At 71.6% G+C, this 24,702-nt stretch carries 22 protein-coding genes; 7 read left to right on the top strand and 15 right to left on the bottom strand.

The genetic code is table 11. The annotated features are described in order from the left end of the window. Positions 1-49 precede the first annotated feature (49 nt). Positions 50-769 (top strand): ABC transporter permease, encoded by a 720-nt coding sequence (locus tag BS80_RS06425; protein ID WP_051966311.1) that lies wholly within the window; start codon positions 50-52, stop codon positions 767-769. Positions 770-845: 76 nt separating this feature from the next. Here BS80_RS06425 and BS80_RS06420 read toward each other — a convergent pair whose 3' ends face one another. Beyond that, positions 846-1,520, bottom strand: a complete 675-nt coding sequence (locus BS80_RS06420) for a hypothetical protein (protein ID WP_157535956.1) — start codon at positions 1,518-1,520, stop codon at positions 846-848. A gap of 349 nt (positions 1,521-1,869) precedes the next feature. Then, positions 1,870-3,219: a choice-of-anchor A family protein gene (locus BS80_RS06415; RefSeq protein ID WP_035794170.1), complete on the bottom strand. Its 1,350-nt coding sequence runs from the start codon at positions 3,217-3,219 to the stop codon at positions 1,870-1,872. Between the two features lie 198 nt (positions 3,220-3,417). Between BS80_RS06415 and BS80_RS06410 the strand changes: the two genes are divergently transcribed. Further along, positions 3,418-4,389, top strand: coding sequence for a COX15/CtaA family protein (locus BS80_RS06410; RefSeq protein ID WP_035794169.1), 972 nt, complete (start codon positions 3,418-3,420; stop codon positions 4,387-4,389). Positions 4,390-4,473: 84 nt separating this feature from the next. On the opposite strand, the gene BS80_RS06405 is transcribed toward BS80_RS06410, so the two are convergent. Continuing rightward, the gene (locus BS80_RS06405) at positions 4,474-4,812 is read right to left on the bottom strand and encodes a hypothetical protein (protein ID WP_035794168.1); all 339 of its coding nucleotides are present in this window, start codon (positions 4,810-4,812) and stop codon (positions 4,474-4,476) included. Between the two features lie 125 nt (positions 4,813-4,937). Beyond that, positions 4,938-5,885, bottom strand: a complete 948-nt coding sequence (locus BS80_RS06400) for a heme o synthase (protein ID WP_035794167.1) — start codon at positions 5,883-5,885, stop codon at positions 4,938-4,940. A 482-nt stretch (positions 5,886-6,367) separates the two neighbouring features. Between BS80_RS06400 and tkt the strand changes: the two genes are divergently transcribed. The 5 genes from tkt (at position 6,368) to pgl (ending at position 13,254) form a co-directional block, all read left to right on the top strand. After that, positions 6,368-8,467, top strand: coding sequence for a transketolase (gene tkt / locus BS80_RS06395; protein ID WP_035794166.1), 2,100 nt, complete (start codon positions 6,368-6,370; stop codon positions 8,465-8,467). A 92-nt stretch (positions 8,468-8,559) separates the two neighbouring features. Next, the gene (gene tal / locus BS80_RS06390) at positions 8,560-9,696 is read left to right on the top strand and encodes a transaldolase (RefSeq protein ID WP_035794165.1); all 1,137 of its coding nucleotides are present in this window, start codon (positions 8,560-8,562) and stop codon (positions 9,694-9,696) included. Positions 9,697-9,797: 101 nt separating this feature from the next. Continuing rightward, entirely contained in the window at positions 9,798-11,321 is a 1,524-nt protein-coding gene (zwf, locus tag BS80_RS06385; RefSeq protein WP_035794752.1) for a glucose-6-phosphate dehydrogenase, read from the top strand. Then, positions 11,318-12,472, top strand: coding sequence for a glucose-6-phosphate dehydrogenase assembly protein OpcA (gene opcA / locus BS80_RS06380; RefSeq protein WP_035794164.1), 1,155 nt, complete (start codon positions 11,318-11,320; stop codon positions 12,470-12,472). Before zwf ends, opcA begins: the two co-directional genes overlap by 4 nt. Then, positions 12,469-13,254, top strand: a complete 786-nt coding sequence (gene pgl / locus BS80_RS06375; RefSeq protein ID WP_035794163.1) for a 6-phosphogluconolactonase — start codon at positions 12,469-12,471, stop codon at positions 13,252-13,254. Before opcA ends, pgl begins: the two co-directional genes overlap by 4 nt. 64 nt (positions 13,255-13,318) lie before the next feature. Here the strand turns inward: pgl and BS80_RS06370 are convergent, their stop codons facing one another. From BS80_RS06370 to uvrC, 11 genes are all read right to left on the bottom strand, one after another. Beyond that, a complete protein-coding gene (locus tag BS80_RS06370) occupies positions 13,319-14,329 on the bottom strand; it encodes an ABC transporter permease subunit (protein WP_051966178.1) in 1,011 nt (336 codons plus the stop codon). Then, positions 14,326-15,234 carry an ABC transporter ATP-binding protein gene (locus BS80_RS06365; RefSeq protein ID WP_035794747.1) on the bottom strand — a complete coding sequence of 303 codons (909 nt, stop codon included), beginning with the start codon at positions 15,232-15,234 and terminating at the stop codon, positions 14,326-14,328. The genes BS80_RS06370 and BS80_RS06365 overlap by 4 nt, the downstream gene beginning before the upstream one ends. A 127-nt stretch (positions 15,235-15,361) precedes the next feature. Beyond that, positions 15,362-15,649, bottom strand: coding sequence for an RNA polymerase-binding protein RbpA (locus BS80_RS06360; RefSeq protein ID WP_035794162.1), 288 nt, complete (start codon positions 15,647-15,649; stop codon positions 15,362-15,364). A 231-nt stretch (positions 15,650-15,880) separates the two neighbouring features. Next, positions 15,881-16,117, bottom strand: a complete 237-nt coding sequence (secG, locus tag BS80_RS06355) for a preprotein translocase subunit SecG (RefSeq protein ID WP_035794161.1) — start codon at positions 16,115-16,117, stop codon at positions 15,881-15,883. A 96-nt stretch (positions 16,118-16,213) separates the two neighbouring features. Next, a complete protein-coding gene (tpiA, locus tag BS80_RS06350; protein WP_035794160.1) occupies positions 16,214-16,999 on the bottom strand; it encodes a triose-phosphate isomerase in 786 nt (261 codons plus the stop codon). Positions 17,000-17,001: 2 nt separating this feature from the next. Next, a complete protein-coding gene (locus tag BS80_RS06345; protein WP_035794159.1) occupies positions 17,002-18,207 on the bottom strand; it encodes a phosphoglycerate kinase in 1,206 nt (401 codons plus the stop codon). 146 nt (positions 18,208-18,353) lie between these two features. Beyond that, positions 18,354-19,358, bottom strand: coding sequence for a type I glyceraldehyde-3-phosphate dehydrogenase (gap, locus tag BS80_RS06340; protein WP_035794158.1), 1,005 nt, complete (start codon positions 19,356-19,358; stop codon positions 18,354-18,356). Positions 19,359-19,630: 272 nt separating this feature from the next. After that, a complete protein-coding gene (gene whiA, locus BS80_RS06335) occupies positions 19,631-20,611 on the bottom strand; it encodes a DNA-binding protein WhiA (RefSeq protein ID WP_035794157.1) in 981 nt (326 codons plus the stop codon). Beyond that, a complete protein-coding gene (locus BS80_RS06330; RefSeq protein ID WP_035794156.1) occupies positions 20,602-21,666 on the bottom strand; it encodes a gluconeogenesis factor YvcK family protein in 1,065 nt (354 codons plus the stop codon). Before BS80_RS06330 ends, whiA begins: the two co-directional genes overlap by 10 nt. A 43-nt stretch (positions 21,667-21,709) precedes the next feature. Next, the gene (gene rapZ, locus BS80_RS06325) at positions 21,710-22,540 is read right to left on the bottom strand and encodes an RNase adapter RapZ (RefSeq protein ID WP_232246379.1); all 831 of its coding nucleotides are present in this window, start codon (positions 22,538-22,540) and stop codon (positions 21,710-21,712) included. 139 nt (positions 22,541-22,679) lie between these two features. Further along, positions 22,680-24,701 carry an excinuclease ABC subunit UvrC gene (gene uvrC / locus BS80_RS06320; RefSeq protein ID WP_035794154.1) on the bottom strand — a complete coding sequence of 674 codons (2,022 nt, stop codon included), beginning with the start codon at positions 24,699-24,701 and terminating at the stop codon, positions 22,680-22,682. Position 24,702 lies beyond the last annotated feature (1 nt).

Here is a 24,702-nt window from a genome sequence, read left to right as displayed (position 1 = left end):
CGCTGAGGGGACCTACTCCCCCGCCCCCGGAGCCGCCCCGATCGGGCGGATGCTGCTGGCGCAGACCGCCTTCGAGACGAAGATGCTGCTGCGCAACGGTGAGCAGCTGCTGCTCACCGTGATCATCCCGACCGTCCTGCTGGTGCTGTTCAGCTCCGTCGACGTGGTCTCGGTGACCGGCCCGGGCAACCGGGTCGACTTCCTGGCCCCCGGCCTGCTGGCCCTCGCCGTGATGTCCACCGCCTTCACCGGCCAGGCCATCGCCACCGGCTTCGAACGCCGCTACGGCGTGCTCAAGCGGCTGGGCGCCAGCCCGCTGCCGCGCTGGGCGCTGCTCACCGCCAAGACCGGCTGCGTCCTGGTCACCGAGGCGCTCCAGGTGACGCTGCTGTCGCTGATCGCGCTGGCCCTCGGCTGGTCCCCGCACGGCAACCCAGCGACCGTCGTCGCCCTGCTGGTCCTCGGTACCGCCGCGTTCTCGGGCCTGGGCCTGCTGATGGCCGGCACCCTGCGCGCGGAGGCCACGCTGGCCGGGGCCAACCTGGTCTTCATCCTGCTGCTGCTGGCGGGCGGCGTGATCGTGCCGCTGGAGAAGTTCCCCTCCGCCGTCCGCGGCGCCCTGGAGCTGCTCCCGATCAGCGCGCTGTCCGACGGCCTGCGCGCGGTGCTGCAGCACGGCGCCGGCATCCCCTGGTCCGACCTCGGCACCCTCGCCGTCTGGGCGGTGCTCGGCCTCGCCGCGGCGGCCCGCTTCTTCCGCTGGGAATAGGGAACAGCACTGCGCGGACGCGCGAAGGGCGGGGATCAGCCGTGATCCCCGCCCTTCGCGCTACCTGGCCGCTGGCTCAGTGACGACCGGCCTTGCGACGACGGGTGAAGAAGACCAGCCCGCCACCGAGGACGACGACGGCGGCACCCGCCCCCGCGATCATCCCGGAGTTACCGCCACCACCGGTGAAGGCGAGCGACGGCGACGTGCTGGACGCCTTCGGCGTCGGGGTGGGGGTCGGCTTGGCCGAGGTGGGCGCCACGGTGGTCGGCGCGGGGGTGGTGGGCGCCGGCTTGGTGGGCGTGGGCGTGGGCGAGGCCGTGGTCGGCGACGGCTTCGGCGGCGTCGGCGAAGCGCTGGTGGGCGGGGCGCTGGTCGGCGGAGGCGTCGGGCAGACCGGGACGGTCACCGGCCACTCGCCACCCCAGCCGTTCGCGTGCTTGGGGTCGTCCGACGCGTAGACGTCGAGGAGACCCGCCACCGGGGCGGTGTGCGGCCCCACCTGGAAGACCTCGTGGAAACTCGTCGAGAACGGCTTGTGGTCGACCAGGACCTTGCCGCCCAGGGTCACCGTGACCGTGTTCGTCGCGTCCGCGTTGTAGTTGCTGAGGTCGACGGTGACCGCACTGCAGGTCGCCGTGATCGACGGGGTGTGCGCTGACGCGCTGCCGGCCAGTGCACCGGTGGCGACCACCGCGAGCGCTGCCGCTCCGACGAGCATTCGCCCGGGTATCCGCACGTGTCGCGCCATAACAAAGATCCTTCCGAACGAGACGGTGCAGCACGGTCGTTGGATGATCCGTAAGCGACCGGCTACAGCTGGTGCGGGGACTCTACCTGTTTTGACAGAGGTATCCCCCACGAATGAACGGCCTGATTACGCCTGGCGGTTCAGTCCCCGACGTGCACGCGCCGACGATCAGCCTCGCCACCTCCCATGACGCGGTCTTTGCCCACGCCCGTCGATTCCCGCACTTCTCGCCGAACACTCGAAACCCAAGTCCGGAATACCGCGGATCCGGCGACCGCCCCCCGCACAGCGTTGAGCCCCGGTGGTCCTGACGGACCACCGGGGCTCAACTGGCTGCGACGGCCGACCGTCAGACCCTGCGGGCGGACCGGCGGCGGGTGGCGACGACGATGCCCGCACCGGCGGCGAGGACCAGCGCGCCGCCGACCGAGAGCGGGATCACGGCTGCCGCGCCGGTGAAGGCGAGACCGCCGTGGGTGGCGGGGGCGGGGGTGCTGGGCGCGGGGGTGGTCGGACCGGCCGGGACGGCGGGGGCCGAGGCGGTGGCGCCCGGGGTGGGGGTGCCGGCGGGGCGGGGGGTGCCCGTGGCGGGAGTGGAGGGCTTCGTGGTCGGCGAGGACGACGACGTGGTGGTGGTGGGCGAGGAGGTGGGCGAGGGCGCCGAGTTGGTGGGCGTGGGCGTCGGCGGCACCACCACCGGCGGGGTCACCGGCAGGCAGCCGGTGAAGGGGTAGTGGTGGGTCTCCGCGCCCCCGCTGCCGGTCAGCGACTTGACGATCACCGAGCCGTTGACCGGCGCGCCGGTACCGAGGTCGAAGGCCGCGTCGGGCGCCAGCACGCTGCCCGCCCAGGCCAGCTGGCTGTTCTTGACGACGGTGGTCGCGGTCGGGAAGTTCCAGAGCAGCGCGGCGCGCACCGCGCCGCCGTCGGCGCTGCGCGACTTGTCGTCCAGCACGTACGTCTGGGCGGTGTGGTCCCAGAGCCAGACCGAGGTGGTGCCGGCTGCCTTGCTGTCGTAGCTGTCGCCGGTCACGTTGACCACCGCGACGGCGCCGGCCGGGACCTTCAGCTGGATCGCCTTGGCGCCCTGCAGCTGGGCCGCGGTCACCACGAAGTTGTCGTACGTGGCGTCGGTGCCGGTCAGGGTCAGCGTGGCGCCGCCGCCGCTGCCCGAGGCGGTGACCGCGGTGCCGGCGGTGGCGCCCTGGGCGGCGAGTGCGGCGGAGACCTTCCGCAGCGCCGCGAACTCGGTGGCGAAGTCGATCGGGGAGGCGCCGTGCACGACCGTGCCGTCGTGGCTCTCCAGCCGGCCGTCGCCGATCTTCCGGCCGGCGTAGACGCCGTTGCCGTGCATCACCTCGGTGTTGCCGCCGCCGACCTTGATGTCACCGCCGACCACCAGCGCGTTGCCGCCGGGCAGCGCCTTGACCTGGTCGGCCGTCAGCTCCTGGCCGATGCTGAAGCCGGCGCTGAAGTCGGCGTTGCCGCCGACTGCGACCGCGCCCTCGGCGTCCGGCGCGTGGGTGTCGTCGCCCTCGACGAACTCGCCGTAGAGGTTGGCGACGCCGAGGCTCTGGCAGCTCTGGCCCGGCGGGACGACCGGAGCGGCCGGGGTGGCCTGGGCAGCCGGCGCGACGAACGCGCCCAGGGCCAGCGAACCGCCGAGCGCGAGAGCTGCGGCGGGGACGGATATGCGCATGTGCTGGATCTCCGCGGTGGGTGCGGGGTGAACGGGGGGATAGCCGCACTCTTTCGGCCAACGCCACAGTGGTCAAGACCAATGTCCGTTCTGCCCGGAAGAGTCCCCACTGCGCACCGGCCGGGCCGCGACCCCCTCCGCCGCGCGGGAGGCTGCCCCCGCCGCAAGATCGCCAATGCCGCAACCTAGGATCAATGCGTGCGTACTCCCTTCTCCCTGCTTGCCGAACGCTGGCACCCGTCGGCCGCTGTCGTGCGGCGGGCCGCGCTCAGCGCGCTGGTGATGAGCGTGTTCATCGTGGTGACCGGCGGCGCGGTCCGGCTGACCGGCTCCGGACTCGGCTGCCGTACCTGGCCCACCTGCACCGCGGACAGCGTCACGCCGACGCCGGCCATGGGCGTGCACGGCGTCATCGAGTTCACCAACCGGATGCTGACCTACGTGCTCTGCGCGGCGGTCGGCTGGGCGATCCTGGCGGCGCGCTGCGCGCGGCCGTGGAGGCGCAGCCTGACCCGGCTGGGCTGGGCGCAGTTCTGGGTCGTGATGAGCAACGCCGTACTCGGCGGGATCACCGTGCTGACCGGGCTGAACCCGTACATGGTCGCCGTGCACATGATCGCCGCCATGGCACTGATCTGGGTCGCCGTGGCGACCTGGGAGCGCAGCAAGGAGGGCGACGGCCCGGTCCGGCCCGCGGTCGCCCGCCCGTTGCAGCAGTTGGCATACGTCCTGGTCGGCGTGACCGGCGTGCTGATCGCGATGGGGACGCTGGTGACCGGCGCCGGACACCACCCCGGCGACTCCAGCGACGTCTACCGCATCCCGCTGAACTACGACCGGCTGGCCCAGCTGCACGCCGACTTCGTCTTCATCACGGTCGGCCTCTCGCTGGCCGTCATCTTCGTGCTGGCCGCCGTCAAGGCTCCGCCGGCCGCCCGGGCCCGGGCCCGCGAGCTGTTCGTGGTGCTGCTCGTCCAGGGCGTGATCGGCTTCGTGCAGTACTTCACCGACGTGCCGGAGCTGCTGGTCGGGGTGCACATGCTGGGCGCCGCGCTGACCTGGATCGCCGTCCTGCGGATCCCGCTGGCCCTGCGCACCCGGGACGCCGCCGAGGAGCCCGCGGCCGCGCTGCCCGCCCCGCAGGCTCCGCAGGAGACCGCAACGGTCTGACGCCCAGACACCCCCGTACTGACGACGGCGGCCCCGCTCCCCCACCGCACCGGGGGGAACAGGGCCGCCGTCGTCGTCGTACCGTCAGCCGCCGAGCTGGATGCCCGCCATCCGCTTCCACTCGTACGGTCCGGTGCGCACCTTCAGGGCGAGCTCGCCCTCGAAGGAGTCGTGCAGCGTCAGGCCGGCCAGCTCGGCGGCGCGACGGCCGACGGCGTAGCTGGGCGCCACCTGGTCGCCCCAGGCGCCGTCGGCGCCGACCACGACGATCCGGGTGGCCACCTGGCCGACGTACTCCACCACGCCGTCGGCGCTGCCGCCGTGCTGACGGGCGAAGGAGGTCAGGTGCTTGGCGATGCGCTTGGCGCGGCGCTCGGCACGGGCGTCGGGCGCGGCGGGGGCGAGGGTCTCTGCGCTGCTCATGCCCGCATGCTACCCACGGGTAGTGGCTTCGGCGACGGCAGGGCCGTGTGCCGCGGACCACAGAAGCGGACCAAAGCGAAGGGCCCCGCCGCCTCCGGAGAGACGACGGGGCCCACACACAACGACTAGCGCAGGAACGGGTCCACCGCGACGACCACCATCAGCAGCGTGAGGTAGGTGATCGACCAGTGGAACAGCCGCATCTCCTTGAGCGCCGCACCCACCACACCGGCCTTGGCGCGGCTGTGCAGCCCGTGCGCCTCCTTCAGCCAGAGCCCGCCGAGCACCACCGCCGCGATCGGGTACAGCAGGCTGGTGTGCGCCAGCGGCCAGAGCGTCAGCGAGACCGCGACCATCACCCAGGAGTAGGCGACGATCTGCCGGGCCACCGCCAGGTTCCCCTTGGTGACCGGGAGCATCGGCACGCCGGCCTTGGCGTAGTCCTCGCGGACCTTCATGGACAGCGGCCAGTAGTGCGGCGGCGTCCAGAAGAAGATCACCAGGAAGAGCACGAACGGCGCCCAGCCCAGCGAGTCGGTGACCGCCGCCCAGCCGACCAGCACCGGCATGCAGCCGGCGATGCCGCCCCAGACGATGTTCTGCGCGGTGCGCCGCTTCAGGCCCAGCGTGTAGACGAAGACGTAGAAGAGGTAGCCGGCCAGCGCCAGCCCGGAGGCGAGCCAGTTGACCAGCAGGCCGAGCCAGAGGGTCGAGACGACGCCGAGCGCGATACCGAAGACCAGCGCCTCGCGCGGTGCGACCATCCCGGTCACCAGCGGCCGGCGCTCGGTGCGCGACATCACCGCGTCGATGTCGCGGTCGATGTACATGTTGAGCGCGTTGGCGCCGCCCGCGGAGAGGTATCCGCCGAGCACCACATAGAGGACGAGCAACGGGTCCGGAACGCCACGCTGGGCGAGGAACATCACCGGAACGGTGCTCATCAGCAGCAGCTCGATGATCCGAGGCTTGGTCAGTGCGACAAATGCCCCGACACGGGCCCCGAACGGCCGGTGCGCGGGGGTCGTCCCGAGGACCCCGGCGGGGCGGGATTCGACGGCGGTCACGAACACCCCAACTGAAGATGAATCTTCGCAGCCGCCCACGGCTCGATTGCTCGTGAATCCGTTCACGCTGCGCGTACCACGCCACCTTAGACGGTGCATATCTCCCGATCCGCCCCGGGGTCCACTGACGGGGCCCAACCGCACACAGCCGGGTGAACTCCGCGCCCGCGGTGGCACGGTCCGGCGCAGAGCAGGTCAAAGTGTGACGCGTCGGCCGGACCCCGGTGGACACGCTCCGCAAGCCGCATGAAACGGACCGTCAGGGGGAGGCGAGACGGAGAGCGACCAGGAGCGCAACAGGAATGTGGCAGCGAAACTCCCGGTTGTCGCGGCACGGAAGGCGGGCCCCGGCACGGACGGTAGGCTCGCACAGAGAAGCGGGATCAACCCTCCGTGACCGGAACCGCCGAAGCGTCTGGTCCACAACGACGTGGCCGACTCGGTCCCCTTCACGGGAGCACTTCACTACGGAAGGAGCCCTGAGAAGGGTGAGCACGAAGCCGACGAACGCATTCGAGTGGACCGAGCTGGACGAGCGCACGGTGGACACGGCCCGCGTGCTGGCCATGGACGCCGTCCAGAAGGTCGGCAACGGTCACCCGGGGACGGCCATGTCGCTGGCCCCCGCGGCCTACCTGATCTTCCAGCGTTTCCTGCGCCACGACCCCACCGATCCGTCCTGGGTGGGGCGTGACCGCTTCGTCCTTTCCCCCGGCCACACCAGCCTGACGCTCTACACCCAGCTCTTCCTCTCGGGCTACGGCCTCGAGCTGGAGGACCTGAAGGCGTTCCGGGTCGCCGGCAGCCGCACCCCGGGCCACCCGGAGCACGGCCACACCGCGGGTGTGGAGACCACCACCGGCCCGCTCGGCCAGGGCATCGGCAACGCGGTGGGCATGGCGATGGCGGCCCGCTACGAGCGCGGCCTGTTCGACCCGGAGGCGGCCCCGGGCACCTCGCCGTTCGACCACACCATCTGGGCGATCGTCTCGGACGGCGACCTGGAGGAGGGCATCTCGGCCGAGGCGTCCTCGCTGGCGGGCCACCAGAAGCTGGGCAACCTGGTCGCGCTGTACGACGACAACCACATCTCGATCGAGGGCGACACCGCGACCGCCTTCTCCGAGGACGTCCTGGCCCGCTACGAGGCCTACGGCTGGCACGTCCAGCGCGTGGCGCCGAAGAGCAACGGCGACGTCGACGTGCACGCCATCGCCGAGGCGCTGGCCGCCGCGAAGGCGGAGACCTCGCGCCCGTCCATCATCGGCATGCGCACGATCATCGCCTGGCCGGCGCCGGACGCGCAGAACACCGGCAAGGCGCACGGCTCGGCGCTCGGCGACGCCGAGATCGCCAAGACCAAGAAGGTGCTGGGCTTCGACCCGGAGCAGACCTTCGAGGTCACCGACGAGGTGCTCGCGCACGCCCGCCTGGTCGTCCAGCGCGGCAAGGCCGCCCGCGCCGAGTGGGAGAAGTCCTTCGCCGCCTGGCGCGGCGCCGACGCGCAGCGCGCCGCGGAGTTCGACCGGATCCAGTCCGGCGAGCTGCCGGACGGCTGGCACAAGCAGCTGCCGACCTTCCCGGCCGGCAAGGACGTCGCGACCCGCAAGGCCAGCGGCGAGACCCTCAAGGCGCTCGGCGCGGTGATCCCGGAGCTGTGGGGCGGCTCGGCCGACCTCGCGGAGTCCAACCTCACCACGATCGACGAGGACAGCTCGTTCCTGCCCGAGGGCAACCCGCTGAAGTCGGCGAACCCGTACGGCCGGACGATCCACTTCGGCATCCGCGAGCACGCCATGGGCTCGACCATGAACGGCATCGCCCTGCACGGGAAGACCCGCGTCTACGGCGGCACCTTCCTGGTCTTCGCCGACTACATGCGCCCGGCCGTGCGCCTGGCCGCGCTGATGAAGCTGCCGGTCACCTACGTCTGGACGCACGACTCGATCGGCCTGGGCGAGGACGGCCCGACCCACCAGCCGGTCGAGCACCTGGCCTCGCTGCGCGCCATCCCGGGCCTGTCGATGGTCCGCCCGGCCGACGCCAACGAGACGGCGGTCGCCTGGCGCACCGTCATCGAGCGCTTCACCACCCACCCCGGCCCGGTCGGCCTGGCGCTCACCCGGCAGAACGTGCCGACCTGGGACCGCGAGGTCTTCGGCTCGGCCGAGGGCACCGCCAAGGGCGGCTACGTGCTGGCCGAGGCGAGCAAGGGCATCCCGGACCTGATCCTGATCGGCACCGGCTCCGAGGTGCAGCTCGCGGTCAAGGCCCGCGAGGTGCTGGAGGCCGAGGGCGTCAGCACCCGGGTGGTCTCGATGCCGTCCGTCGAGTGGTTCAACGAGCAGGACCAGGCGTACCGCGACAGCGTGCTGCCGCCGGCCGTCAAGGCCCGCGTCTCGGTCGAGGCGGGCATCGCCCAGGGCTGGCGCGAACTGGTCGGCGACCACGGCCGGATCGTCAGCCTGGAGCACTTCGGCGCCTCCGCCGACTACCAGGTGCTGTTCCAGGAGTTCGGCATCACCGCCGAGGCCGTGGTGGCCGCGGCGCACACCTCGCTCCGCTCGCTGGCCGACGCGCACCGCTAGCACCCCCGGGCCGCGCATCCGGCCTGCTCCGGATGCGCGGCCCGCACCGCCTTGGCGACATTCCATGAACATGAACAGAGGGACTGAGCAGCATGACTGACGCACTGAAGCGCCTCAGCGACGAGGGCGTGGCGATCTGGCTGGACGACCTGAGCCGCACCCGGCTGAACTCCGGCAACCTGGCCGAGCTCGTGCAGAGCAAGCACGTGGTCGGCGTGACGACCAACCCCACCATCTTCCAGAAGGCCATCGGCGGCGGTGACTCCTCCTACGACGGTCAGCTGCGCGACCTGGCGATCCGCAAGGTCACCACGGACGAGGCGATCCGCATGATCACCACCTCGGACGTGCGCGACGCGGCCGACGTGCTGCGCCCGGTCTACGACGCCAGCAACGGCCGCGACGGCCGGGTCTCCATCGAGGTCGACCCGCGCCTGGCCCACGAGACCGCGGCCACGGTGGCCGAGGCCAAGCAGCTGTGGTGGCTGGTGGACCGTCCGAACGTGTTCATCAAGATCCCGGCCACCAAGGCCGGCCTGCCCGCGATCACCGAGGTGATCGGCCGGGGCATCAGCGTCAACGTCACGCTGATCTTCTCGCTGGACCGCTACAAGGCCGTCATCGACGCCTTCCTGACCGGCCTGGAGCAGGCCAAGGCCAAGGGCCTGGACCTCTCCTCGATCGAGTCGGTGGCCTCCTTCTTCGTCTCCCGCGTGGACACCGAGATCGACAAGCGCCTGGACGCCCTGGGCGCCAAGGAGCTGCGCTCCAAGGCCGCGCTGGCCAACGCCCGCCTCGCCTACCAGGCGTACGAGGAGGTCTTCGGCTCGGTCGACGGCAAGCGTCCGGCCGGCGCGCGCTGGAAGGCCCTGGAGGCGGCCGGCGCCAAGCCGCAGCGCCCGCTGTGGGCCTCCACCGGCGTCAAGGACCCGGCCCTGCCGGACACCCTGTACGTGACCGAGCTGGTCGCGCCGGGCACCGTCAACACCATGCCCGAGGCCACCCTGGAAGCCACCGGCGACCACGGCCCGGTCACCGGTGACACCATCACCGGCAACTACGCCGACGCGCAGGCCGTGATGGACGCCATCGCCGCCGCGGGCGTGGACTACGACGACGTGGTCCAGGTCCTGGAGGACGAGGGCGTGTCGAAGTTCGAGGCCTCCTGGATCGAGCTGCTCGACACCGTGACCGCCTCCCTCGCCTCCTTCGCGGCCGGCGAGAAGTGATCCCTGCTCACACCACGCACTGAGAGCGGAGCCCACCAGTGAGCAATCCACAGGCCTTCCCCGATCTGGAAGGGACGGACGGACAGCAGAGCGAGACTCCGCTGCCGCCGTCGAACCCGCTGCGCGACCCCGCCGACCGCCGGCTGCCCCGCATCGCGGGGCCGTCCGGCCTGGTCATCTTCGGGGTCACCGGCGACCTGTCCCGCAAGAAGCTGATGCCGGCCATCTACGACCTGGCCAACCGCGGTCTGCTGCCGCCGGGCTTCTCCCTGGTGGGCTTCGCCCGCCGCGAGTGGGAGGACGAGGACTTCGCCCAGGAGGTCCACGACGCCGTCAAGGAGCACGCCCGCACCCCGTTCCGCGAGGAGGTCTGGGAGCAGCTCGCCAAGGGCATGCGGTTCGTCCAGGGCACCTTCGACGACGACGCGGCCTTCGAGACCCTGCGCGAGACCATCGAGGACCTCGACAAGGCGCAGGGCACCAGCGGCAACTTCGCCTTCTACCTGTCGGTGCCGCCGAAGTTCTTCCCCAACGTGGTCCAGCAGCTGAAGAAGCACGGGCTGGCCGACCCGCCGCCCGGCTCCTGGCGCCGCGCGGTGATCGAGAAGCCGTTCGGCCACAACCTGGAGAGCGCCCAGGAGCTGAACAAGGTCGTCCACGAGGTCTTCCCGCGTGACGAGGTCTTCCGGATCGACCACTACCTCGGCAAGGAGACCGTCCAGAACATCCTGGCGCTGCGGTTCGCCAACTCGATGTTCGAGCCGATCTGGAACCGGTCCTACGTGGACCACGTGCAGATCACCATGGCCGAGGACATCGGCATCGGCGGCCGGGCCGGGTACTACGACGGCATCGGCTCCGCCCGTGACGTGATCCAGAACCACCTGCTCCAGCTGATGGCCCTGACGGCCATCGAGGAGCCGGCCTCGTTCCACCCCAAGGCCCTGGTCGCCGAGAAGCTCAAGGTGCTCAGCGCCGTGCAGCTGCCCAAGGACCTCGGCCTGCACACCGTCCGCGGCCAGTACTCGGCCGGCTGGCAGGGTGGCGAGGAGGTGGTCGGGTACCTGGACGAGGACGGCATCGACCCCAAGTCGAAGACCGACACCTACGCCGCCGTGAAGCTGGAGATCAACAACCGCCGCTGGGCGGGCGTCCCGTTCTACCTGCGCACGGGCAAGCGCCTGGGCCGCCGGGTGACCGAGATCGCGGTCGTCTTCCAGCGCGCGCCGTACCTGCCGTTCGACTCCTACGCGACCGAGGAGCTGGGGCAGAACGCCCTGGTCATCCGGGTCCAGCCGGACGAGGGCGTCACCGTGCGGTTCGGCTCCAAGGTGCCGGGCACCTCGATGGAGGTCCGGGACGTCACGATGGACTTCGCCTACGGCGAGTCGTTCACCGAGTCCAGCCCCGAGGCGTACGAGCGGCTCATCCTGGACGTGCTGCTGGGCGACGCCAACCTGTTCCCGCGGCACCAGGAGGTCGAGCTCTCCTGGGAGATCCTCGACCCGATCGAGAAGCACTGGGACGAGCACGGCAAGCCCGCGCAGTACCCCGCCGGCACGTGGGGCCCCGCGGAGGCCGACGAGATGCTCGCACGAGACGGCAGGAGCTGGCGCCGGCCATGAAGATCGACCTGACGGACACCACGTCCAGCAAGATCAACAACGCCATGATGGACGCCCGGCGGGCCAGCGGTTCCACCGCGGCCGGCATGGTGCTCACCCTGGTCATCGTGGTCGACGAGGGCAGCGCGTACGACGCCCTCAAGGCCGCCAACGACGCCTCCCGCGAGCACCCCTCGCGGATACTGGCGGTCATCAAGCGGGCCGGGCGTTCGCCGCGGGCCCGGGCCGGTGCCCGGCTGGACGCCGAGATCCTGGTCGGCGCCGACACCGGCTCCGGCGAGACGGCGATCCTGCGGATGCACGGCGAGCTCGTCTCGCACGCGCAGTCGGTCGTGCTGCCACTGCTGCTGCCGGACGCGCCGGTGGTGGTCTGGTGGCCCGAGAACGCGCCCGCGCACCCCGCGCAGGACCCGCTCGGTGCCATCGCGCAGCGCCGGATCACCGACGCGGTGACCGCCGAGTCGCCGGTCGACCAGCTGGCGCTGCGGGCCCAGAGCTACACCCCCGGCGACACCGACCTCGCCTGGACCAGGATCACCGGCTGGCGCTCCATGCTGGCCGCCGCCCTGGACCAGCGGCCCACCACGGTCACCGCGGCCGTGGTCGAGGGCGAGTCCTACAACCCCAGCGTCGAGCTGCTCGGGCTGTGGCTGACCGACCGGCTGAACGTACCGGTCGAGCGGGTCGTCACCGACGGCCCGGGTATCACCGCGGTACGGATGCGCAGCAAGGACGGCGAGATCGTCCTGGACCGCCCGGACGGCCTGATGGGCACCCTCTCCATCCCCGGCGCGCCGGACCGGATGGTGGCGCTCAAGCGGCGGGACACCGCCGACCTGATCGCCGAGGAGCTGCGCCGGCTGGACCCGGACGACATCTACGCGGCGGCGGTGCGCACCGGCGTCGAGCGGCTGCACGAGCCGTCCGCGCAGGCGCACGCCACCGATGTGGCGGTCGCGATGGCCGAGGCGGAGGCCGAGGCGCACACCGCGGCGGCGGTCGAGGCGGCCGTCGAGGCGGCCGTGGCCGTCCCCCGGGTGACCGCCAAGGTGCCGGTCGCCAAGAAGGCGCCGACGGCCCGCAAGCCCCCCGCGGCGGCGCCGAAGAAGGACGGCAAGAAGGCCTCCCCGCGCAAGCGGAGCGGCGCATGAGCCCGGTCCCGCAGCTGGTCGTGCACCGCGACAAGGAGCTGATGGCCCAGGCGGCGGCCGCCCGGCTGATCACCAAGGTCGTCGACGCGCAGTCCGCCCGGGGCACCGCCTCGGTGGTGCTGACCGGTGGGCGCAACGGCAACGCGCTGCTCGCGGCCCTCGCGGCGTCCCCCGCCCGGGACGCCGTGGACTGGTCGCGGCTGGACCTCTGGTGGGGCGACGAGCGCTTCGTCCCCTCCGCGGATCCGGAGCGCAACGCCGTCCAGGCCACCGACGAGCTGCTGTCCCGGGTCCCGCTGGACCCGGCGCGGGTGCACTTCATGCCCGCCTCGGACGGTGTGGACGGCAGCGATGTGGAGGCCGCCGCCGAGCGGTACGCCGAGGAGCTGGCGCTGGCCGCGGGTCCGCAGGACCGCGGCCGGGTGCCCGCCTTCGACGTGCTGCTGCTCGGCGTCGGCCCGGACACCCATGTGGCCTCGCTCTTCCCCGAGCACCCGGGTGTCCGGGAGCGTGCCCGCACGGTGGTCGGCGTGCGCGGCGCGCCGAAGCCGCCGCCGACCCGGGTCTCGCTGACCCTGCCGGCGATCCGGGCGGCCCGCGAGGTCTGGCTGCTGGCGGCCGGTGAGGACAAGGCCGACGCGGTCGCGCTGGCGCTGTCCGGGCCGGGCGAGCTGCTGGCGCCGGCCTCCGGCGCGTACGGGACCAGTCGCACGCTCTGGCTGCTCGACCGGGCGGCCGCGGCGAAGATCCCGGCGGCGCTCTACCCTCCGGCCTCAGCCTGACGGAGCGTCAAAACGGCGGCGGGGGTGGCACTTTCGAGTGCCACCCCCGCCGCCGTTCGCGCGCTCAGCCCAGTCGGCGGACGGTCCATCGCACGGTGAAGAGGACCAGCGCGGCGGCCAGCACCAGGCAGATCCCGGACTCGACCAGCTGCAGCGGCCAGTAGTCCGCCGCGTGGTGCACGTCGGTGAACTCGCGTCCGCTTGCGCCGCACCCCGCGACGTCGTTGCCGCCGCACACGTCGCCGTACGGCAGCCGGGTGCCGTCCGGGAGCAGGTAGCCCTGGGCGATTCCCCAGGTGTCGTTGGGCAGCTCGGACATCGAGATCAACTCGGTGTGCCAGCCCCAGAGGTAGGGCCGCACCCCGGACAACGCGACCTGCACGGCCACCAGCACGGCCAGCGTGCCGCCCATCGCCGGCACCACCCGGCGCACCAGCGCGCCCACGGTGACGCCGACCGCCAGCGCCAGCAGCACGGTGGCGACCAGCAGCGGTCCACCGGAGGCCACGAAGGCCGTGCTGTACCAGGAGATGCCCGAGACGTCATTGGCCGAGGGCTCCCAGAGCCAGCGGAAGAGCGCCATCAGCACGGCGGAGCCCAGCGCGCAGAACAGTCCGACCGCCAGCAGCTTGGCCGCCACCCAGCGCCGGGCGGTCACCGACTGCGCCAGCACCAGCTTCCAGGTACCGGTCTCCAGCTCGCGCGCGAGCAGCGGGGCGCCGACCAGCACCCCGAGCACGGTCGGCAGCAGCCGCAGCAGCAGCCCGATGCCCTTGAGCTCCAGGCCGTAGGTCGCGCGGAACTGCTCGACGGCCTGCTGCCCGCCCTGCTGCTGGCAGTTAGGGTCGGAGGTGATCTCCGCGCAGCCGGCGATGTGGTGGGCGGAGATGTAGGAGGACATCGCACCGCGCAGGAACGGGAATCCGATGGCCGCGGCGAGCACGGCGGCCAGCAGGAGCCAGGCCAGCAGCCGGTGTTGACGCCACATCAGCCAGCCCAGGCCGTGCGGGCGCAGCCGGGAGCGGCCGGCGGGGACGGCGGCCTCGGGGGCCGCGAGCGTGGTCGTCGTCGTCATGCCGCCACCGCCCGCGGGGTGACGCGCGCGTCGACGGTCAGCAGGGCCGGCGCCTGCGGCGAGCGCAGGTGGGCGAGCAACAGCTCCTCCAGGGTGGGGGTGCTGCTCTGCCAGTCGCCACGCAGCGGGCCGAGCGGGCGGACCAGGGCACTGAGCGTGCGGCCGGCCAGCCGGCTCTCCACCAGCTGGTGGCCCGCGAGGTGCGGCTCGTCGCGCTGGTCGCCGACCAGCAGGCGGTGGGCACCGAGGATCTCCTCGACGTCCCCGGCCATCCGGACCGCGCCGTCGGCGACCAGCACCAGGTAGTCGCAGACCTCCTGCAACTCGGAGACCACGTGCGAGGACATCAGCACCGTGGTGCCGCGCTCGGCGGCCTCGGCCATCAGCAGGCCCATCAGCTGGTGGCGGGCCAGCGGGTCCAGGTCGGACATCGGCTCGTCCAGGATCAGCAGGTCGGGCCGCTTGCCCAGGGCCAGTGCGAGCGAGACCCGGGTGCGCTGGCCGCCGGAGAGCGAACCGATCCTGGCCGACCTCGGGAAGCCGCCGCCCGCGACCACCAGCTCGGCCTTGTCACGGTCCCACCGCGGGTTCAGCTCCTCCCCCAGGCGGAGCAGCTCGGCCACCGTGAAGCCGGTGTAGAGCGGCTTGTCCTGGGCCACGAACGCGACCCGGCCGACGCTCTCACGGTCGCCGAGCGGCATCCCCAGGAGCTCGACGCTCCCCTCGGTGGGCACCAGCAGTCCGGCGAGGACCGAGAGCAGGGTGCTCTTGCCCGCGCCGTTCGGTCCGACCAGCGCGCAGATCCGCCCGGCGGGCAGCCGGAAGGAGCAGTTCCGCAGCGCCCAGCCGCGCCGGTAGCGCTTGCCGAGGCCGAACACCTCCACGCCGGCGCGAAGCTCGATCATGCCGTCCCCACCCATCAGCACCACCATTCCACTAAGCAGTTAGTGGAATGGTGGTCCAAAAAAGTCCCCACGTCAAACCACGTTGACGGGGGGACTTTCGGGACGATCGGGTCCCGCCTGGCGACGGTCAGATCTCGCCGCGCAGCTTGGCCAGCGCCTCGGCCAGGATCGCCTCGCCGTCGGCGTCACTGCGGCGCTCGCGGACGTACGCGAGGTGGGTCTTGTAGGGCTCGTTGCGCGACGGCGCCGGCGGGTTGTGCTCGTCCTGCCCGGCCGGGAACCCGCAGCGGGGGCAGTCCCAGGTGTCCGGGATGACGGCCTCGGCGGCAAAGCTGGGGCGCGTCTCGTGCTTGTTGGCGCACCAGAAGGTGATCCGGTTACGGGGGGCGGACTCGCCGCGTTCCGCCTCACCCATCGGGCCTGCCCCGACCCTGCTGCCACGGATGGCGTTGCCACTTGCCACGGTCTGACTCCCTGCGTGCCGCTATCCGCCTGGGCCTGCCCAGGTGTTGTCGGCCGTGCCCCGAGGGCGCGGCCCCACATCCGCCCGCCGACCGGCCGCCCACTGCGGACCGTGTTGGCAAGTTGTCCTAGTGTACGGAGCGGATAAGGATCTGTCCGCACCGCCTCCGGGACTGAGGAAGGGTCAGCTCTTGACCTTGATCAGCAGGCCGAGCACCACGATGCAGGCGAACCAGCAGAGGCCCACGAGGATGGTGATGCGGTCGAGGTTGCGCTCCGCCACGGCCGAGCCGCCGCCGGCGGACATCGAGCCACCGCCGAACATGTCGGACAGGCCGCCGCCCTTCCCCTTGTGCAGCAGCACCAGGAGGATCATCAGCAGACTGAAGATGATCAGGGCAATCGAGAACCCGAGAACCACGGCGGGACCAACTCTCTCGTACGGTTGGGTCATGGGCGAGGGGCCGGGCCGCCCGAAAGGCGGTCCGGCCCCAAAGACTACGTTGCTGTGAGGGCGTTAGCCTACTGCCTGCTCGCGGTAACGCACGATCTTGACGAACTCGTCGGCGTCCAGCGAGGCCCCGCCGATCAGTGCGCCGTCCACGTCGGGCTTGGCCATCAGGCCGGCCGCGCTGGAGGACTTCACCGAACCGCCGTACAGCACGCGGACCTTGTCGGCCAGCTCGGCGGAGTACAGCTCGGCCAGCCGGCCACGGATCGCCGCGCAGACCTCCTGCGCGTCCTCCGGGGTGGCCACCTCGCCGGTGCCGATCGCCCAGACCGGCTCGTACGCGACGACGATCCGCTCGACGTCCGACGCCGGGACGGCGGTCAGCGCGCCGTCCAGCTGGGCGAGGGTGTGCGCGACGTGCGTGCCGGCCTTGCGGACCTCCAGCGGCTCGCCGATGCACAGGATCGGGACCACACCGTTGCGGTAGGCGGCCTGCACCTTGGCGTTGACGATCTCCTCGTTCTCGCCGTGGTACTGGCGGCGCTCCGAGTGGCCGATCACCGCGTAGCTGCACTTGAGCTTGGACAGCATCACGCCGGAGATCTCGCCGGTGTAGGCACCGGAGTCGTGCGCCGAGACGTCCTGCGAGCCGTACTTGATCTTCAGCTTGTCGCCGTCGACCAGGGTCTGCACCGAGCGCAGGTCGGTGAACGGGACGAGGACGGCTACCTCGACGGCGTCGTAGTCCTTGTCGGTCAGCGCGAACGCCAGCTTCTGGGTGTGCTGGATGGCCTCCAGGTGGTTGAGGTTCATCTTCCAGTTGCCGGCCATCAGCGGGGTACGGTCAGTCATGTTCAGCCTTCCAGGGCGGCGAGACCGGGGAGCGTCTTGCCCTCCAGGTACTCCAGGCTCGCGCCACCGCCGGTCGAGATGTGCCCGAACTTCGTCTCGTCGAAGCCCAGGATGCGGACGGCCGCGGCGGAGTCCCCGCCGCCGACCACGGAAAAGGCGTCGCCGTCCAGCAGCGCCTGGGCGACGGCCCGGGTGCCGGCGGCGAACTCCGGGTGCTCGAAGACGCCCATCGGGCCGTTCCAGAACACCGTGGCCGCGTCGGCCAGCTTCTCGGCGAACAGCTCGGCCGACCGCGGGCCGATGTCCAGGCCCAGCTTGTCGGCGGGGATGCCGTCCACCGCGACGACCTCGAAGCCCTCGGCCGGCGCGCCCGTCTTGACGTCGGGGAAGCTCCCGGCGACCGCGACGTCCACCGGCAGGACGAACTCCACGCCGTTCTTCTTCGCCCGCTCCAGGTACTCCAGGACGGTCGGGATCTCGTCCTTCTGCAGCAGCGAGGCGCCGACCTCGTGGCCGAGCGCCGCGAGGAAGGTGAAGACCATGCCGCCGCCGATCAGGATGCGGTCGGCCTTGCCCAGCAGGTTGTCGATCACGCCGACCTTGTCGGAGACCTTGGAGCCGCCCAGCACCACCGCGTACGGGCGGGCCACCTCCTCGGTGAGCCGCTTGAGCACGGCCACCTCGGTGGCAATCAGGTCGCCGACGGCGTGCGGCAGGCGGGCCGGCAGGTCGTAGACCGAGGCGTGCTTGCGGTGCACCGCGCCGAAGCCGTCGCCCACGTAGAGGTCGGCCAGGGCGGCGAGCTCGTCGGCGAAGGCGGCGCGCTCGGCGTCGTCCTTGCTCGTCTCACCCGCGTTGAAGCGCAGGTTCTCCAGCAGCGTGACCTCGCCGTCGGCCAGGGCGGCGACGGTGGCCTTCGCGCTGTCGCCCACGGTGTCGGTGGCGAAGGCCACCGGCTTGCCGAGGATCTCGCCGAGGCGGACGGCCACCGGCGCGAGCGAGAACTGCGGGTCCGGCGCCCCCTTGGGACGGCCGAGGTGGGAGGCGACGATCACCTTCGCGCCGGACTGCAGCAGCTTGGCGATGGTCGGGGCGACGGCGCGGATCCGGCCGTCGTCGGTGATGGTGTCGCCCGAGAGCGGCACGTTCAGGTCGGCGCGGACGAAAACCCGCCGGCCTGCCACATCGAGGTCTTCGATGGTCTTCACGGTTTCGTTCTCCTGGAGAGGGTCGTGCTACGGGCGGCACAGTACCGGACCGCCGGGGGGCGAGATGAGGGTGCGCAGGACCGGGGCCCGGAGGCGCAGTTGCGCGTCCGGGCCCCGGTCCTCACATCACGTCAGCTCTCGCTGCGTCAGAGCTGGCCACCGACGAGGGTGGTCAGGTTGACGAGGCGGTTCGAGTAGCCCCACTCGTTGTCGTACCAGCCGAAGACCTTGACCTGGTCGCCCTGGACCATGGTCATCAGCGAGTCGAAGATGGTGGAGAACGGCGAGTTCACGATGTCGGAGGAGACGATCGGGTCCTCGGTGTACTCGAGGATGCCCTTGAGGGCGCCCTGGGACGCCTTCAGGAAGGCCGCGTTGACCTCCTCGACGGTGACCTCGCGCTCGAGGGTCACCACCAGGTCGGTGATCGAGCCGGTCGGGACCGGGACGCGCAGCGAAGTGCCGTCCAGCTTGCCCTTGAGCTCCGGCAGGACCAGCGCGGTGGCCTTGGCGGCACCCGTCGAGGTCGGGATGATGTTCAGCGACGCGGCACGGGCACGGCGCAGGTCCTTGTGCGGGAAGTCCAGCGTGACCTGGTCGTTGGTGAACGCGTGCACCGTCGTCATCATGCCCTTGACGATGCCGAAGTTCTCCAGCAGCACCTTGGCCAGCGGTGCCACGCAGTTCGTGGTGCAGGACGCGTTGGAGATGATGGTGTGCTTCGCGGCGTCGTACTTGTCGTCGTTGACGCCCATCACGATGGTGATGTCCTCGCCGGAAGCGGGCGCGGAGATGATGACCTTCTTGGCACCGGCGGTGACGTGCTTCTTTGCGGCGTCGGCGCTGGTGAAGATGCCGGTGGACTCGATGACGACGTCGGCGCCGAGTGCGGCCCAGGGGAGGTTGGCGGGGTCACGCTCGGCGATGACCTTGAAGGTCTTGCCGTCGACCGTGATGCTGTCAGCGGTGTGGCTGATCTCGCCCTGGAAGGTGCCCAGGATCGAGTCATACTTGAGCAGGTGAGCCAAGGTCTTGGTGTCGGTCAGGTCGTTGACGCCGACAATCTCGATGTCCGCGCCCTGAGACTTGACCGCACGGAAGAAGTTGCGGCCGATGCGGCCGAATCCGTTGATGCCTACCCGGATCGTCACGAACCGATCTCCTCTGAGATACGCCGGGCTATGCCGACGGGGTGGAAATGGGATGTCCCCGACCACCAATGACCCTACCCCTACCGCACACGGCGGAGCACATCCTGTCCGGCCCCCTGCCCTTGGCGTGGCGCGGTTTCAGCCCCTTGCGCGGGCTGCCCGCCAGCCCTTGTAGGGCAGTTGGTCGCGCCCGCCGATGGCACGCAGGGGCAAAAAGAGTGCCACCCCGGACTCGACGGAGTCCGGGGTGGCTCAGATGCCCGTGAGGGGCCTCAGTTGAGGGCCATCTCCTCGGTCAGATTGGCCTCGGTGCTCGGCAGACCGAGCTCGGAGGCGCGCTTGTCGGCCATCGCCAGCAGCCGGCGAATCCGGCCGGCCACCGCGTCCTTGGTGAGCGGCGGATCGGCCAGCGCGCCCAACTCCTCCAGCGAGGCCTGCTTGTGCTGCATCCGCAGCTGCCCGGCCGCGGCCAGGTGCTCGGGGACCTCGTCGCCGAGGATCTCCAGCGCCCGCTGCACCCGGGCCCCGGCCGCGACGGCCGCCCGGGCCGAGCGGCGCAGGTTGGCGTCGTCGAAGTTGGCCAGCCGGTTGGCGGTCGCCCGCACCTCGCGGCGCAGCCGGCGCTCCTCCCAGGCCAGCACCGACTCGTGCGCGCCCAGCCGGGTCAGCAGCGCGCCGATCGCGTCGCCGTCCCGGATCACCACCCGGTCCGCGCCGCGCACCTCGCGGGCCTTGGCCGGGATGCCCAGCCGCCGGGCCGCCCCCACCAGGGCGAGGGCCGCCTCCGAACCGGGGCAGGTGATCTCCAGCGAGGAGGACCTGCCCGGCTCGGTGAGCGAGCCGTGCGCCAGGAAGGCGCCGCGCCAGGCCGCCTCCGCGTCGCAGGTGGCCCCGGAGACCACCGCCGGGGGAAGCCCCCGGATCGGGCGTCCTCGCCCGTCCACCAGCCCCGTCTGCCGGGCCAGCAGTTCGCCGTCCTTCACCACACGGACCACATACCGACTGCCGCGTCGCAGACCGCTGGGGGCCATCACCACCAGATCCGAGGAGTGCCCGAAGATCTCCAGCAGGTCCTTGCGCAGCCGTCGCGCCGCAACGCCGGTGTCCAGCTCCGCCTCGATCACGATGCGTCCACTCACAATGTGGAGTCCGCCCGCGAATCGCAGGATCGCCGATACCTCAGCCTTGCGGCAGCAGGCCCGGGTGACAGGGAGCCGGCTGATCTCGTCCTTCACCGCTGCCGTCATCGCCATGGGCCGATCCTTCCATGTGTCCGGAAAATCCGGTCGTACGCCGCGGCCAGAAGCTCCGGGTCGTGTCGCGGCGTGCCGTCGGACGCCGCCACCTGGTCCAGCACCAGGGCCGCGCCCATCCGTCCCGCGGCCTTCTCCAGACCGGCCAGGTCGGCCACCCCGAAGGCCCCGCCGGTCACCGCCCGCTCGTCCACCAGGATGGCATCCACCGCGAGCTCGGGAGCGTGGTCGGCGATCACCTCCAGGTGACGCTGCGGGGTGAAGCCCTCGGTCTCGCCCGGCTGGGGCGCGAGGTTGAGGGTGAGCAGGCGCCGGGCCTTGGTCTCGGTCAGCGCCTTCGCCAGCTCGGGCACCAGCAGGTGCGGCAGCACGCTGGTGAACCAGGAGCCGGGTCCGAGCACCACCCAGTCCGCCTCCAGCACGGCCGCGACGGCCTCGGGGACGGCCGGCGGCTCCTCGGGCAGCAGCCGCACCGACTGGACGGTACCGGGCGTGACCGCCACGTCGGCCTGGCCGCGCACTGCGCTCAGCTCGCCGGGGCGGGCCGGGTCGTGCCCGCGCACCATGGCCTCGATGTCCAGCGGGACGGCCGACATCGGCAGCACCCGCCCCTGCACGTTGAGCAGCCGGCCGACCCACTCCAGCGCGGCGACCGGATCGCCGAGCTTCTCCCAGAGCGCCACGATCAGCAGGTTGCCGACCGCGTGCCCGCCCAGCTCGCCGGTGCCGGTGAAGCGCTGCTGGATGACCTCGGACCAGGTACGGCCCCAGTCGTCGTCCCCGCAGAGCGCGGCCAGCGCCTTGCGCAGGTCGCCCGGCGGCAGGACGCCCAGCTCGGCCCGGAGCCGGCCGCTGGAGCCGCCGTCGTCGGCGACGGTGACCACGGCGGTCAGGTCGCTGGTCAGCCTGCGCAGGGCGGAGAGCGAGGCCGAGAGCCCCTGCCCGCCGCCCAGCGCGGTGATCTTCGGCGCGGTGCCGCGTGACTTCGATGCGCCCGGGGAACCCCGCTCGGCGGCCTTGTGCTGGAGCTGCCGCCCTGGCGAGTATCCCGTCACACCTACCCCACGTTTCTCTGCTGTCGGCGGTGCAGGGCCGCCGTCACTCCCGTCCCATGTCGCGGTGCACCAGGACCGTCTCCACGCCATCGGCGATCAGACGCTTTGTCAACCGCTCCGACATGGCGACGCTGCGGTGCTTGCCACCGGTGCAGCCTACGGCAAGCGTCATGTACCGCTTGCCCTCCCTGCGGTAACCCTCCGTGACAATCCGCAGCAGCTCCGCGTAACCGTCCAGGAACTCCTTGGCCCCGGGCTGCTCGAACACGTAGTCCGCGACGTCGCTGTCCGTCCCGGTGCGGGCCCGCAGTTCGGGGACCCAGTGCGGGTTGGGCAGGAAGCGGCAGTCCACCACCAGGTCGGCGTCGACCGGCAGGCCGTACTTGAAGCCGAAGGACATCACGGTGGCCCGCAGCTCGGGCTCGTCGTGGTCGGCGAACTGGGCGTCCAGCTTGGCCCGCAGCTGGTGGACGTTGAGGTCGGAGGTGTCGATCACCAGGTCGGCCTCGCCGCGCAGCTCGCGCAGCAGGTCGCGTTCCTGGGCGATGCCGTCCACGATCCGGCCGTCGCCCTGCAGCGGGTGCGGGCGCCGGACGCTCTCGAACCGGCGCACCAGGGCCGCCTCGGAGGACTCCAGGAAGACCACCCGCAGCCGGATCCCGCGCTTCTCCAGTTCCTCCAGGGAGGCCCGCAGGTCGTCGAAGAACTGCCGGCCCCGGACGTCGACCACCGCGCCGATCCTGGCGACGGCGCCCTGCGAGCGGGCACCGAGGTCGACCATGGTCGGGATGAGGGCCGGGGGCAGGTTGTCGACGACGAACCAGCCGAGGTCCTCCAGGCATTTGGCCGCGGTGCTGCGGCCGGCTCCGGACATGCCGGAGATGATCACCAGTTCCGGGGCGGTCTCTCCCCCGGCCTTTGGCCGGGTGGTGCCCCCGTCATCGGACACTGTCACTTCGATTCCCCGCTCTCAGTGCTTCTCTACGGTGAAGAACGCGCTCGGCCCCCGGCCGTCACGGTGTCTCCGGGTTCTGCCGGCCGTCTTCCAGCCGATCGGCGCTGTCCTCCATGATCTCGCCTGTCGCGGTGTTGACCGCGAATGCCGTGGATGGACGGGAGGCCAACGCCGCGACAACAGTCTCCGCAGTGCGCCGCCCGATCCCCGGAACCGCGCAGATCTCCTCGACGGTGGCGGCTCGCAGCTTCTTCACCGAGCCGAAGTGCTTGAGCAGCGCGGTGCGCCGGGTCTCGCCGAGTCCCGGCACCGCGTCCAGCCCGCCGCTGGTGAAGCGCTTGGCGCGCTTGCTCCGCTGGTAGGTGATCGCGAAGCGGTGCGCCTCGTCGCGGACCCGCTGGAGCAGGTAGAGGCCCTCGCTGCTGCGCGGCAGCACGACCGGGTCGTCCTGGCCGGGGAGCCAGACCTCCTCCAGGCGCTTGGCCAGCCCGCACAGCGCGACGTCGTCGATGCCCAGCTCGTCCAGCGCCCGGCGGGCGGCGGCCACCTGCGGCTGGCCGCCGTCGACCACCAGCAGCTGCGGGGGGTAGGCGAAGCGGCGCGGGCGGCCGGTCTCGGGGTCCACCGGGCCGTTCGGAGTGGGGTCGTCCTCCTCGGGGACCGCCCACTCGCCGGTCTGCTCGCGCTCCTGGAGGTAGCGGCGGAACCGGCGGCTGATCACCTCGTGCATCGAGCGGACGTCGTCCTGGCCCTCGAAGCCCTTGATCTGGAAGCGGCGGTACTCGCTCTTGCGGGCCAGGCCGTCCTCGAAGACCACCATCGAGGCGACCACGTCGTCGCCCTGCAGGTGCGAGATGTCGAAGCACTCGATGCGCAGCGGGACGGAGTCGAGCTCCAGCGCGTCGGCGATCTCCTGCAGGGCCCGGCTACGGGTCGTCAGGTCCGAGGCACGCTTGGTCTTGTGCAGCGCCAGCGCCTGCTGGGCGTTGCGCTCGACGGTCGCCATCAGGTCCTTCTTGTCGCCGCGCTGAGGGATCCTCAGGTCGACCTGGGCGCCGCGCAGGCCGGCCAGCCACTCGCGGACCGGCGCGAGCGGCTCGGGCAGGGCGGGCACCAGCACCTCGCGCGGGACGGACTCGGTGGTGCCGCCGCCGTAGAGCTGCTGGAGGGCGTGCTCGACCAGGGCCGCGGTGTCCACGTCCTCGACCTTGTCGGTGACCCAGCCGCGCTGTCCGCGGACCCGTCCGCCGCGGACGTGGAAGATCTGGACGGCGGCCTCCAGCTCGTCCTCGGCCAGCGCCAGCAGGTCGGCGTCGGTGCCGTCGGCGAGCACCACGGCGTTCTTCTCCATCGCGCGCTTGAGCGCCTCGATGTCGTCGCGCAGCCGGGCGGCCTTCTCGTACTCCAGTTCGGCCGCCGCCTCGCGCATCCCGTCCTCCAGGCGGCGCAGGTAGTTTCCGGTGCGCCCGGCCATGAAGTCGCAGAACTCCTCAGCCAGCTCCAGGTGCTCCTGCGCCGAGACCCGGCCGACGCAGGGGGCCGCGCACTTGCCGATGTAGCCGAGCAGGCAGGGCCGGCCGACCTGCTGGGCGCGCTTGAAGACGCCGTTGGAGCAGGTGCGCACCGGGAAGACCCGCAGCAGCAGGTCGACGGTCTCGCGGATCGCCCAGGCGTGACCGTACGGGCCGAAGTAGCGCACGCCCTTCTTGTGCGCGCCGCGCATCACCTGGACCCGCGGGAACTCCTCGTTGAGGGTGACCGCGAGCTCGGGGTAGCTCTTGTCGTCGCGGTACTTCACGTTGAAGCGCGGGTCGTACTCCTTGATCCAGGAGTACTCCAGCTGGAGCGCCTCGACCTCGGTGCCGACCACCGTCCACTCCACCGAGGCCGCCGTGGTGACCATGGTCGCGGTGCGCGGGTGCAGGTTCGCGATGTCCTGGAAGTACGAGGAGAGCCGCGGGCGCAGGCTCTTCGCCTTGCCGACGTAGATCACCCGGCCGTGCGCGTCCCGGAACCGGTACACCCCGGGCGACGTCGGGATCGCCCCGGGTGCCGGACGATAGGTGGACGGGTCAGCCATG

The sequence above is a fragment of the Kitasatospora mediocidica KCTC 9733 genome (assembly GCF_000744225.1).
Taxonomy (GTDB): Bacteria; Actinomycetota; Actinomycetes; order Streptomycetales; family Streptomycetaceae; genus Kitasatospora; species Kitasatospora mediocidica.
Note: the sequence above shows the minus strand (reverse complement) of the source record. Positions and strands in the feature narration are given on the sequence as shown.